The sequence below is a fragment of the Pedobacter psychrodurus genome (genome assembly GCF_004331735.1).
Lineage (GTDB): Bacteria > Bacteroidota > Bacteroidia > Sphingobacteriales > Sphingobacteriaceae > Pedobacter > Pedobacter psychrodurus.
In genome coordinates, this window is record NZ_SJSO01000014.1 from 83,541 (window position 1) to 96,019 (window position 12,479).

Annotated in this window: 9 protein-coding genes; 7 read left to right on the forward strand and 2 right to left on the reverse strand. The window is 37.7% G+C overall.

Annotated elements, in window-relative coordinates:
• The first annotated feature begins 30 nt into the window (after positions 1–30).
• The 3 genes from EZ456_RS16370 to EZ456_RS16380 are packed head-to-tail and all read left to right on the forward strand — an operon-like array spanning position 31 to position 2,474.
• The gene (locus tag EZ456_RS16370) at positions 31–585 is read left to right on the forward strand and encodes a PH domain-containing protein (RefSeq protein ID WP_131531947.1); all 555 of its coding nucleotides are present in this window, start codon (positions 31–33) and stop codon (positions 583–585) included.
• The gene (locus EZ456_RS16375; protein WP_131531949.1) at positions 578–2,083 is read left to right on the forward strand and encodes a PH domain-containing protein; all 1,506 of its coding nucleotides are present in this window, start codon (positions 578–580) and stop codon (positions 2,081–2,083) included. Before EZ456_RS16370 ends, EZ456_RS16375 begins: the two co-directional genes overlap by 8 nt.
• Positions 2,084–2,108: 25 nt before the next feature.
• On the forward strand, positions 2,109–2,474 hold the full coding sequence (locus EZ456_RS16380) for a nuclear transport factor 2 family protein (protein WP_131531951.1): 366 nt from the start codon (positions 2,109–2,111) through the stop codon (positions 2,472–2,474).
• A gap of 47 nt (positions 2,475–2,521) precedes the next feature.
• Here the strand turns inward: EZ456_RS16380 and EZ456_RS16385 are convergent, their stop codons facing one another.
• Positions 2,522–3,406, reverse strand: coding sequence for an NmrA family NAD(P)-binding protein (locus EZ456_RS16385; RefSeq protein ID WP_131531953.1), 885 nt, complete (start codon positions 3,404–3,406; stop codon positions 2,522–2,524).
• 81 nt (positions 3,407–3,487) lie between these two features.
• Here EZ456_RS16385 and EZ456_RS16390 point away from each other — a divergent pair, with 81 nt between their 5' ends.
• Together EZ456_RS16390 and EZ456_RS16395 are read left to right on the forward strand one after the other, a co-directional pair.
• Complete coding sequence (locus EZ456_RS16390) at positions 3,488–3,841, forward strand: winged helix-turn-helix transcriptional regulator (protein ID WP_131531955.1); 354 nt, start codon at positions 3,488–3,490, stop codon at positions 3,839–3,841.
• Positions 3,842–4,215: 374 nt separating this feature from the next.
• The gene (locus EZ456_RS16395; RefSeq protein ID WP_131532046.1) at positions 4,216–6,519 is read left to right on the forward strand and encodes an ATP-dependent helicase; all 2,304 of its coding nucleotides are present in this window, start codon (positions 4,216–4,218) and stop codon (positions 6,517–6,519) included.
• Between the two features lie 280 nt (positions 6,520–6,799).
• Here EZ456_RS16395 and EZ456_RS16400 read toward each other — a convergent pair whose 3' ends face one another.
• Entirely contained in the window at positions 6,800–7,219 is a 420-nt protein-coding gene (locus tag EZ456_RS16400; RefSeq protein ID WP_131531957.1) for a hypothetical protein, read from the reverse strand.
• Between the two features lie 126 nt (positions 7,220–7,345).
• Here EZ456_RS16400 and smc point away from each other — a divergent pair, with 126 nt between their 5' ends.
• Both smc and EZ456_RS16410 read left to right on the forward strand, forming a co-directional pair.
• Positions 7,346–10,885 (forward strand): chromosome segregation protein SMC, encoded by a 3,540-nt coding sequence (gene smc / locus EZ456_RS16405; RefSeq protein ID WP_131531959.1) that lies wholly within the window; start codon positions 7,346–7,348, stop codon positions 10,883–10,885.
• A gap of 511 nt (positions 10,886–11,396) precedes the next feature.
• The gene (locus EZ456_RS16410; protein ID WP_131531961.1) at positions 11,397–12,371 is read left to right on the forward strand and encodes a M28 family peptidase; all 975 of its coding nucleotides are present in this window, start codon (positions 11,397–11,399) and stop codon (positions 12,369–12,371) included.
• Positions 12,372–12,479: the final 108 nt, after the last annotated feature.

Genomic DNA, 12,479 nt, shown 5'->3' on the forward strand with positions numbered 1-12,479 from the left:
TATAGATTAATATGTTTTATACCTTTAACCATGACCACAGAGACATTTTTCACCAATGAAGTTATTGATCTCGATCTTCTTCCAAAATACGAAGACATTCAGTTAAGCCGACCACATCCCGATTATTGGAAAATCATCTGCATTAATCTGTTTATCTTTTTTGGCCTACTCGGAATAACTATTGGTATACTCCTATTCTTTGTTGATGAAGTAAAACCAAATGCAAAATGGATTATCCCTCTTTATTTTGCATTATTAGCCATTTTCTTACTACTCTTTCGCGCTAGTTTTAAGAAACGAGGTTATGCTATCCGCGCACATGACGTAATATACAAGAGTGGAGTTATCGCCGAATCGACAATAATTGTCCCTTTAAACAGGATTCAGCATATCGAATTAAATGAAGGGATTTTTTCCAGGATGTACAAATTGGGATCATTACAGCTATTTACCGCAGGTGGCCAAACAGGGCATATCCATATTTCGGGTATTGCAATTGATGAGGCAAAGCGTATTAGAGACCTGCTTTTGAAAAAAATAGACTTGCTTGAAAATCCAATAACCGAATTAAATCCTAATGAATAACGATTTTAGTAAACCACAGCGGGAATCGGCCTTTGGTATTATTATAATGGGTGCTCATACCATGTTAAAAATTGGCAAGGCGAGTTTCTTCTTATTCATTATCGCGTTTGTAAAAATGTCGAGCACTTCTTTTACCTATCTGATATTAGGCATTTCTGCTATAATTGTTTTCAGTTTCATATTTGCTTATTTATGGTATTTAAAATTTACCTTCTTCTTAGATAAAGAAAAGCAGGAATTTGTGGTGAATAAAGGGATATTCAATCGCGATCAGGTAATTATTCAGCTCGATAAAATACAGCAAGTTAACATTAACCAGAATATTCTGCAGAAAATTATCGGTGTTTATGGTTTAAAAATCGATACTGCTGGCGCTCATGGCGAAGAAGTGAGCATAAAAGCAATTGACGAAACTTCGGCCTATAACCTTCGAGAACATTTATTAAATAGAAGAGCAGCAACCGAAGTCCAATCGGAAATTGAACATGAAAACAATAAGACAGAAGAAACACCATTTTTAAGAATAAGCGCCTGGACTTTGTTTAAAGTTGGGCTAACCTCTAATTATGGACAAAGTTTAGCTTTACTTGCTGCTTTTTTTTACACCGTTATTTATGAGGGCAGGCAGTTGCTCGATGCTTTTAAAATTAATAAAGATGAAATTCAGAGCACGGTAACAGGTATGTTGACCATTGTAACGGTTTTTATCTTAATTGCATGCCTTTTAATGGTACTGTTGATTATTAACCTGGTTAGAACCTTTTACAAGTATTTCGAACTCGAAATTAGCGAGCATAAAAATACACTCTTACTCTCCTCAGGGCTGATTGCGAAGAAAAATACGCTGATTAGCCCAAACAAAGTCCAGATTACCAAATACAGTCAGAATTACTTTCAGAAAAAGATGAACATGCTGAATATGAGTTTAAAGCAGGCTCAATTTGGACAAAGTAAAAAAGGGCATGAAATGCAGGGAAATACTTTGGAAATTCCGGGATGTAACCCTATCGAACGGGATGAATTGTTAAAAATGATATTGGGCCAAAAACTTTTAAAAGCAAAAATATTTATCCCTGACTGGCGGTTTTTGAATTTACCAATCTTCTTTAAACTGATTTTACCAGTTGTGGCATTTTTAATCATTGCGTTTAACGTCCCTGAGGTTAAACCTTATATCGGTGTATCAATTGCTTACTTTATAATTGGCACTTTGATGATTTACATCAGTTACCGCCGGCATCGGATTTCAGTAAGTCAAGATTTCATCATCAAAACCAGCGGGATTTGGGATATTTCAAATGAAATTGTAATGCCAAATAAGATTCAGGCCATTACCACTTTTCAATACCAATGGCACAAAGGGGTCGATGTTGGCCACCTCACTTTACATACGGCTGCAGGTCAGATTCATTTTAAGTATGGTAATTATACTGAAATTAAACAGCTGGTAAATTACTGGCTGTACCAGGTAGAGCGTAAAAATGATAATTGGATGTAATTTTTAAAGAACTAAAACAATTAATATGAATACCAGGGAACAGATCATTTTAAATGAAGATAGATTATTAACGGCCATACAGAATGGTGATATTGAGGATCTAGATCTGCTTTTGCATGAAGATCTACTTTTTAACCTGCCCAATGGAATAACCATAACAAAGGCGATGGATATGGAAACTTATACATCCGGAAATTTGGTTGTAAATTCTATTCTACCGGCTGAACAGCAAATTAACCTAATTAACGATACCGCAGTTGTTAGTGTGAAAATTGAGCTAAAGGCAGTATATACTTCACAATCCATCGAAGGTATTTTCAGATATTTGAGAGTTTGGAAGTTGTTTGATCAGAAATGGAAAGTAATTGCCGGAAGTTGTGTGGCCATATAAAAAATAACAGCTGCCAGGTTTAAATCCAAGCAGCTGCTATAATTCAATTAATTCTGGTATGCCGCAGCAAACTCAGCAGCAAAATCTTTAAGCTTAATGTTACCTAAAGCAGGCCTGTTTTTGTTATAATCTACAAAAAGTTTATTGCTTCTTATCGCATCGCCCATTTCTACATAGCTTTTGGCTATTTCTTCAGGTAAACCCGCTCCTACCATTCCGTTAAATGCATCTTCATCGCTAAATTCTATCCATGGTAATGCTGGTTTACCGACTGCAGTACCTAATACTTTTGCAACATCAGCCGGCGTACTCTCATCATCACTGGCTACGTATTGTATGGTTTTGCCTGTAAAATCACTTTCCAATACTTCAGCAGCTACTTCAGCAATGTTACGTGGGTGCACCAAAACAAGTTTTGAATCGGCGCCAAAATTAGATCCTAATATGTTTGCATGTTTAACCATGTCAACGTTGGCTAAAAAGTTAATGTAAAAATAACCAGCACGTAAATGTTTTACATCTACCCCATCTAATGAAGCAAAAATATTTTCTACATCATATAATCCTGCAATTGGCCCCGTTCCATCTGGCAGATCTGCACCTACGCTACTTAAATTCACTACTTTTTTAACCCCGGACGCTTTAATGGCAACAGCATAATTTTCGCCAATACTTTTAATATATGCCCTAAATTTTGGTGCTGCAAAATTCGGCGGCACCATGGTGTAAATAGCATCAGCTCCAGAAAAGACCTCTTTTAAAAATTCGGTATCGCTTACACTACCAATTAATGGTATTGCACCAAGTGATTTAATTTCTTCAGCTCTATCGGCGTTGCTGCTAATAATTTTTACTTCGTGACCTTTAGCTACCAATATTTCGGCAAGCGGCTTTGTAATATTACCTATTGATCCTGTTAATGTTATTTTCATGATTTTTTGTTTTTAAATATTGAATACAAAGCTATATTTGTACTTACTTTTATACAAGTACTTACCCCAAAGTATGTAACCATGACAGCTGTTAAAGAAAGTTCGACCCGTAATTTTAATAAAGGAATAGCGCTAACCAGCTGCCCTGTTACTTTTGTAATGGAAAAAATTGGTGGTTATTGGAAACCGATCATTATTTTTCATTTAATGAGTGGGCCAAAACGCTACAGCGAGTTAAAACGTGCAATACCACAGATTACGGAGAAAATGCTTATACAACACTTAAAGCAAATGCAAAATGATGACCTTGTTCGTAGAGATGCTCAAGCCGTTGTTCCTCCTGTAGTTACCTATAGCCTCACAAAATCAGGGCAGGATCTTTTTCATGTGCTAAATTCAATGGTAGATTGGGCGGTTAAAAATGGCTCTGTGTAAACCTTGCTAACAGCACATAAATAAGGCTTTGGGTTTAAATAGTAGTACAAACTAAATTATATAAACCTTGGCGAAGCGGATACCGGCCTTGTGGGCAATGCCTGCAGCAGTATGAGCAAAGCAAAGGGCTACAGAACCCAATGAATGCAGGTGTGGCTTTACACCTAAATCCCTTAAAGGGGACTTCATACCCAAATCTAATCTTATGGTCTTTGCATTTATTTATCCATGCTTAATTGCAGGAAAGATTCTGAAACAAGTTCAGAATGACGAACGGTTAGGGCGACTGGTTAGGTTTTTAACTAATTACTAACAACTTTGGCAAAAAGCGATAGGAATTGTTATTTTTGAGCCTCAAAAAAACAGGAGCCGATTTGGATTATTTAGCAGGATTAAACCCACAACAAAGAGCAGCAGTAGAGAACACAAAAGGACCGGTAATGATTGTTGCAGGTGCAGGTTCGGGCAAAACCCGGGTAATTACCTACCGTGTTGCCCATCTTATTCAAACCGGAACCGATCCATTTAACATTCTGGTTTTAACCTTTACCAACAAAGCAAGTAAGGATATGCGCGAGCGTATCGGTAAAGTGGTTGGCGCAGAGGCAAAAAACATTTGGATGGGTACTTTTCACTCTGTTTTTGCAAAAATTTTGCGGGTTGAGGCTGAGAAAATAGGTTATCCGAGCAATTTTACCATTTACGATACCGATGATAGTAAAAGTGTAATCCGTGCTATTTTGAAAGAAATGCAGCTGGATGATAAATTATATGCGGCCAATTTTGTTTTCAACAGGATTTCTTCCGCAAAGAATAACCTGATCTCTTGGGGCGAATACCAGGTTAATGATCAGATCCAAGCTGAAGATTTACAGAATAAACGACCGCTTATTGGCCAGATTTACGAAACTTATGCCAAACGCTGCTTTAGGGCGGGCGCAATGGATTTTGATGATTTGTTATTCAAAACCAACATTTTATTAAAAGAACATCCAGATGTTTTAAACAAGTACCAGCAGAAGTTCAGGTACCTGATGGTAGATGAGTATCAGGATACCAACTTTTCGCAGTATACCATTGTGAAAAAACTAGCCGCTGCATACCAAAATATCTGCGTGGTGGGTGATGATGCACAAAGTATTTACGCTTTCCGTGGCGCAAACATCCAGAACATTTTAAACTTCGAACGCGATTATCCTGATTTAAAGGTTTATAAATTGGAGCAGAATTACCGCTCTACCCAAAATATTGTTGATGCGGCAAGTAGTATCATCGCCAACAACAAAAATCAGCTCGAAAAGAATGTTTTCTCGGAAAATGCAGAAGGTGATAGGATTAAGGTTTCGCGGGCTTTTACTGATAACGAAGAAGGTAAATTGGTTGCCGAAGCCATTATTCAAGAGCGTAGCACTAAAGGGTACCAGCACAGCGATTTCGCCATATTATATCGTACCAACGCCCAAAGCAGGGCTATGGAGGAAGGCTTACGCAAGCTGAATATTCCTTACCGGATATATGGCGGTCAATCTTTCTACCAACGTAAAGAGATTAAAGATTTAATTGCGTATTTCCGCTTAACTTTTAATCCGAAGGATGAAGAAGCTATAAAGCGTGTAATTAATTACCCCAAGCGTGGTATTGGAGATACTTCTATCGATAAAATCATTGTTGCTGCAGACCAGAACGATAAAACCATGTGGGATGTAATTTCGAATGCACACCAGTATGTTGATGGTCGTTTAGCCAATCAATTGAACGATTTCGCCATGATGGTGCAAAGCTTTCAGGCAGAAGCTAAAAAGCTCGATGCTTATGATACTGCCTTGTTTATTGCCCAACACGCTGGTATTTTAAAAGAATTATATACCGATGATAGCGTTGAAGGGCGTTCCAGATACGAAAATATTCAAGAATTATTGAACGGTATTAAGGAATTTGCCGAGCGTGAAGATATTGAAGAAAAAGGTCTGGATATCTTTATGCAGGATGTTGCTCTTTTAACCAATGATGATAAAGACGGTGATAAGAATAAGGATACTGTTTCTTTAATGACGATCCACTCAGCCAAAGGTTTGGAGTTTAAGAACGTATTTATAGTAGGGCTGGAAGAAAACCTATTTCCTTCGCAAATGTCGTTAACCAACCGGACTGATTTAGAAGAAGAGCGCCGTTTATTCTACGTTGCAATAACCCGGGCTGAAATAAAACTGACAATTACCTATGCTACTTCGCGTTACCGTTGGGGAACTTTAACCAACTGCGAACCAAGCCGTTTCATAAACGAAATCAGTCCGAAGTTTTTAGAGTTGGATGTTAAACCAGCCAAATCAACTAGTTTTGATGGCAATTTTGATGATGACCGCAAATCGTGGACCTCTCAGCCGCGCGATTTCATTAGCAAACCGAAACCAGCAGCAGGCGCAACTACATCTGCCCCGCCAGTCCGTCCGAAAACAACATCGCTATTAGCAAAAGCACACGTTCCAACACCTGGCTTCACCCCTTCACAACCACACGAATTTCAGGGTGGTATGGAAGTGGAGCACGAAAAATTCGGTTTCGGAAAAATTATCAGCTTAGAGGGAACCTTGCCTGATGTTAAAGCTACTGTATTCTTCCAGGGCTTAGGTAATAAACAGCTACTGCTTAAGTTTGCGAAGCTGATGATTGTGAAATAAAAACAGATTTCCATTTAGCCACGGAAACTCAGAGACACGGAAAATAACAGAGATTCATCATCCTGTCCCGATTTTACATCGGGATCAGGATCTTTAATAGATAAACATAATAGCTGCTGAACTTGTTCAGCACGATGAGTGCTATTGAAATTATGCCTAACGTTGTGTTCTCAGCGCTTTGCTCTTCGTGCGCTTTGTTCTAAAAACAGCGTTTCATAAAAATTTAAACGGCTCCCAGTACCATTTATAAATTCTATCGAGACAGCAAAGAAAGTACATTTTAATAAGTAGATCGATCTTCGAGAAATTCTCCAACCTTGAGCATAATTAATTGCCCATTACTTGAAGATTTAACCAGTACATTCCATTCATCTGTAACCTCCATAATTTCTACCATACTACCAAAAGGAAAAAATTCGCTTTTATTGTCAACAGTAATTTTCACCTTTTCACCTACTTTTGGCTCTTTAAAGAATAATTGGTTTCCAACTATGTTGAGCCCTTCAATTTTTTCTAAATCTGATAAAAGATATTTTCGATAAGGCGATTGCGGATTTTGTGAAACCAGTACAAAAGACTTAGTCTCCATTTCATATTGAACCTGCATTTTATAGAAAAATTTACCCCGGATTTTGTCTCCTAGATAAATTTTCTCGCCTTGTGCTGTTAGGCAGCCTGTATAAAAAGATTCTATATTCATAAATTAACTGATAAGATCTGATTTTTCATCGTAAACCCCAAATATGGCTTAAACATTTAATATTGTTATCTTGAAAAACCACAAAATTATCCTTATTATTGAAGTCGGTTCTCCCGATTACAAACCATGCAACTTACTAGGTTAGACATTAAAGGTTTTAAGAGCTTTGGCGATAAAGTGACCATCAATTTTAATGAGGGTGTTACCGCTATTGTTGGTCCTAATGGGTGCGGAAAATCGAACGTAATCGATGCCATGCGCTGGGTTTTGGGCGAACAGAGTACCAAAGCTTTGCGATCGGAAAAGATGGAGAACATCATTTTCAACGGAACAAAAAACCGTAAGCAGGCACAGCTCGCCGAGGTTTCATTAAGCTTTGATAATACCAAGAATATCCTGCCTACCGCATATTCGCAGGTTACCGTAACCCGTAAACTCTATAGAAATGGTGATAGTGAGTACCGTTTAAACGATGTTCAGTGTAGGTTAAAGGATATTACTGACCTTTTTCTGGATACCGGAATCGGCTCTGATAGTTATTCAATTATCGAGCTTAAAATGGTTGATGAAATTATTACCAACAAGGAGCATAGCCGACGTTCTTTATTTGAGGAAGCATCGGGTATTTCGAAGTACAAATTACGCAAAAAACAGACTTTCAGCAAGTTAAAAGACACCGAAGCCGATTTAGAACGGGTTGAGGATTTACTTTTCGAGATCGAAAAAAACCTTAAAACCTTAGAAAATCAGGCGCGTAAAGCTGAACGTTATTATAAGTTAAAAGAGCAATACCGCGAACTGAGTGTTCAGTTGGCTACACATCGTATTGCATTTTTTCGCACTGATTTAAATGCTTTAGAAACACAAGAACAAAATCAGCAGGTAAACCGGACAGAACTCAGTACCAAAATAGATACTGGTGAAGCCGAATTGCAAAAGCTTAAACTAGGTAGTATCAATCAGGAAAAGAACCTTTCTGTACAACAAAAGGCTACAAACGAGTTTGTTTCCAAAATCCGTGCTTACGAAAGTGAGAAAAAAGTAAAAAATGAGCAAATGCGTTTTTTACAGGAAAAAGAAACACGTTTATCTGGCGAGCTCGAAAAAGATAAAAATCAGGTTAACCACATTAAATACAACATTAAACGTTTAAATGAAGAAGTGGTAACTGAAACCGAGGTTTTTAACCGCTTGGAATCTGATTTAAAGCAATTGAAATCTACGCTTGATACTTTACGCGAGCAACAACAGACCGAGAAAAACAGGATTGACAACCTGGTTAGATCTGTTAACGACCTACAAAACCAAGTATACCAGTCGCAAAAGGAAATTGATATCCTGAACATCCAAAAAGATGCTTTGGTACAGGAAACCAACCGAAATGTAGATGATACCGAAACCAAAACCTTAGAGTTAAAGGCTTTCGATCATGCTTTGGCCGAATTGGATATTCAGGTAAGGGAAAAGCAAGCCAATATTAAAAACCTAACGGAGGCCGAATCGCTTTTAAAAGAAAAACTGGCTACTTCCGAAATCAACCTGAATTCGAACAAGGAAAAATTGACGGCCGAAAACCGTAAAAAAGATGCCAAACAGAACGAATATAACCTGACCAAATCGCTGGTTGATAGTTTGGAAGGTTTCCCTGAATCGATCCGTTTTTTAAAGAAAAACAACGCTTTTGCCAAAAGCGCCCTGCTCCTTTCTGATATTTTATTCTGTAATGAAGATTACCGTATTGCGATAGAAAATTACCTCGAACCGGTAATGAACCACTATGTTGTTGACCGGTATGCTGATGCAGTTCAGGCCATTAACCTTTTAACTGATGCCAGCCGTGGAAGGGCAAACTTTTTTATTTTAGAAAATGTTCCTGATAAAAATCCGGTTATTGGCACTCATGAAGGACTTGTTTCAGCCTTATCGGTAATAGAAGTTGACAAAAAATACCAGCATCTTTGCAACCTGCTATTGCAAAATGTATATATCGCAATAGCAGAACAGGAAAACCTGTTTAAAGCCACGCCAACCGAAAGTTTAACCATTTTGGCCAAAAACGGGAAATATGCCCAAACCAAATTTACTTTGGCAGGTGGTTCAGTAGGTTTGTTTGAAGGTAAAAGGATTGGTCGTGCCAAGAATTTAGAAAATCTGGCTAAAGAAATCAAGGCCTCAGACTCGTTGATTAATCAGTATGATGCTGCGATTAAAGCGGAAACAGATAATATATTTAACCTGAAAGAGGCTTCAAAAATCAATCAGATCAATTCCTTGCAACAAGAAATGAACCGTTTAAATAACGAACACATTTCTGTGCAGACCCGCCGAGATCAATATCAGGAGTTTATCACCACCAGCGAAAACCGTAAAACTGATATCGCTCAAAAGATAGTATCGATAGAAAAAGCCTTATCGGAAAAGTTACCAGCATTGGTTCAATTGCAAAAAGATCAGCAAGAAGCACACGTTAATTTACAAGAACAACAACTTAATTATCAGGAAATTGCTGATCAGGTAAACGAAAGTGCAGGTAAATACAATCAGGATAACATCCGCTTTCACCAGCAACAAAATAAATTATCAGGTTTAGAAAAAGATCTGGATTACCGTTTCGTACAGGAAGAGGCTTTAAATAAACGTATTGCCCAAAACGATAAAGAATTACAGGAAGCACTGACACAAATTACGGCAACGTTGCAGCACACTGACCTGAACGATGATACCCTTTTAGAAATGTATCAACAACGTGAAGAGATGGAAAAAGGACTTGCTGAAGCAGAGCAGGCATATTTTACGAGTAAGGGAAGCATTAACGAGGTTGAAAACGATCTGACCAATATCCGTAAAAACCGCGAAGAAACAGATTTTCTGTTAACTGAGATTAAGGATAAAAAGAATGCGCTAAAAATAGACCTTAATGCCTTAAAAGAACGTTTAGCTGTCGAATTCAACATCGACATCAACGATCTTTTAGAAACAGATACCGAAATTGAAGCTTTAGAAAGTGAATTTGATCTCCGCCAAAAGGTAGAGCGAATGAAACGTCAATTAGACGAATTTGGGGCCATCAACTCTATGGCAATGGAGGCCTTTAAAGAAATGGAAGAGCGTTATACCTTTATCCAGAATCAGAAAAAGGACCTTAATGCAGCCAAAACTGATCTTTTACAAACCATTAAAGAGATAGACGACACCGCTAAAGATAAATTTATGCAGGCTTTTACCCAGGCCCGCGAGCATTTTATTGTGGTTTTCCGCTCTTTATTTAACGAAGAAGATAGTTGCGACCTGATTTTATCAGATATCAATAATCCTTTAGAGGCTGATATTGATATTATAGCCCGTCCGAAAGGCAAAAGACCTTTATCTATCAACCAGTTATCCGGTGGTGAAAAAACTTTAACAGCCACCGCGCTACTGTTTTCATTGTATCTGTTAAAGCCTGCTCCATTCTGTATTTTCGATGAGGTTGATGCCCCATTGGATGATTCCAATATCGATAAATTCAATAATATTATCCGTAAATTCTCTGATCAATCGCAGTTTATTATCGTATCGCATAACAAACGTACCATTGCCAGCACCGATATTATTTATGGCGTAACCATGGTAGAGCAGGGTGTTTCGAGGGTTGTAGCGGTAGATTTAAGAGAAGTGGCAGCTTAAAAGCTTAAAGATAAAAGCAGAAAGACCAAAGCAAAACCTACCGTTTCCGTCATTGTGAGAAAGCTCTTTCAGCCGACAGCCTGCCCCGAATTTTCGGGGAAGCAATCTTTTATTTACATTTTTTCAATTCGAAAATGAAAGCAACAGCCTTTGGTAGTCTTCATTCCTGCTGTACACTAAAATCTTTTTATAACATCTGTCATGCTGAGGCACGAAGCATCTGTTTCATAGGTTCGAGATGCTTCGTACCTCAGCATGACAGCACATTTAAGGTTACTGCAAATAAAAAGTATTCCGTTCCCATCAGGTTTAGAAACGCAATACAGTACTAAAAACAGCGTTTTCCTGCAATACGCCAAGAATTAATATCTTTAAGAAAATTTACTGCGAATGGTCGTCCTTTCGAACGGAGTGCAACGTAGTCGAGAAATCTACATCAATAGATCTCTCCATTCCACTATGCTCCAGTCGAGATGACGATCCTACTTATTACAATTTACAATCAAGAAACATGAAAATCCTATATATCCTTCCCTTAGCCATGATGCTAAGCTGCTGTTCATCAGTAAAAAACCAAAACAATCCAACTTCTGGCAAGTTGGATACCCAATTATTAAAAGACGTTGAAGTATTATCATCAGATGCTTACCAAGGCAGAAAAACCGGAACAAAAGGCGCGGAAATGGCCAGAGCTTACATAATAGAAAGATTTCAGAAGTTAGGTCTAAAATCATACCCTCAACATGTAAACTATGCCCAGGAATTCACTTTTAATGGAAGAGGCGGTGCAAAAGTAAACGGGACCAATATAATTGGCTATATTCCTGGTAAGGGAACCAATGTTATTGTAGTATCTGCACATTACGATCATTTAGGTATAATAAAAGACGAAGTTTACAACGGCGCCGACGATAATGCATCAGGAACTGCAGGATTATTAAAAATTGCAGCCTATTTTGCAAAAAACAAACCAAACAACACCATCATTTTCGCTTCTTTCGATGCTGAAGAATTGGGTTTACAAGGTGCAAAAGCATTTGTGGGTAATCCACCTGTACCAATTAACACCATTGCCATTGACCTAAACATGGATATGATCAGCCACAGTGATAAAGGCGAATTATATGTGTGCGGAACTTTTAAATACCCTGATTTAAAGAAACATGTAGATACTAGGAAAACAAATATTAAATTACTCTTCGGCCATGATGATCCAAAACAAGGTCATGATGATTGGACCAACCAGAGCGATCAAGGGGCTTTTAATGCTAAAAATATTCCATTCTTATATTTCGGTGTAGAAGACCATAAAGATTATCATAAACCTACGGATGAATATTCTACCATCACCAAGCAATTTTTCAGCAATGCAGCAAGCGCTGTATTAGATGTTGTAAAAAGTATCGACAAACAAACTGGCTTACAACAGCTGTTAAAGGATAAAATGATTATGATGGATAATCCAAGAAAGTCGGAAAAGTTTTAACAAACAATACAAAAGAATCTTAACCTGCCCTATTCGGCAGGTTTTTTTATACCTATATTTTTTTACTATAAAATTATCTATCTGATTATCAATAAATTAACAATACTA

What these genes read in the sequence shown, in the direction of transcription:
- EZ456_RS16400 (WP_131531957.1), bottom strand. Translation starts at nt 7,219, where the DNA reads ATGAATATAGAATCTTTTTATACAGGCTGCCTAACAGCACAAGGCGAG.
- EZ456_RS16410 (WP_131531961.1), top strand. Translation starts at nt 11,397, where the DNA reads ATGAAAATCCTATATATCCTTCCCTTAGCCATGATGCTAAGCTGCTGT.
- EZ456_RS16380 (WP_131531951.1), top strand. Translation starts at nt 2,109, where the DNA reads ATGAATACCAGGGAACAGATCATTTTAAATGAAGATAGATTATTAACG.
- smc (WP_131531959.1), top strand. Translation starts at nt 7,346, where the DNA reads ATGCAACTTACTAGGTTAGACATTAAAGGTTTTAAGAGCTTTGGCGAT.
- EZ456_RS16370 (WP_131531947.1), top strand. Translation starts at nt 31, where the DNA reads ATGACCACAGAGACATTTTTCACCAATGAAGTTATTGATCTCGATCTT.
- EZ456_RS16385 (WP_131531953.1), bottom strand. Translation starts at nt 3,406, where the DNA reads ATGAAAATAACATTAACAGGATCAATAGGTAATATTACAAAGCCGCTT.
- EZ456_RS16390 (WP_131531955.1), top strand. Translation starts at nt 3,488, where the DNA reads ATGACAGCTGTTAAAGAAAGTTCGACCCGTAATTTTAATAAAGGAATA.
- EZ456_RS16375 (WP_131531949.1), top strand. Translation starts at nt 578, where the DNA reads ATGAATAACGATTTTAGTAAACCACAGCGGGAATCGGCCTTTGGTATT.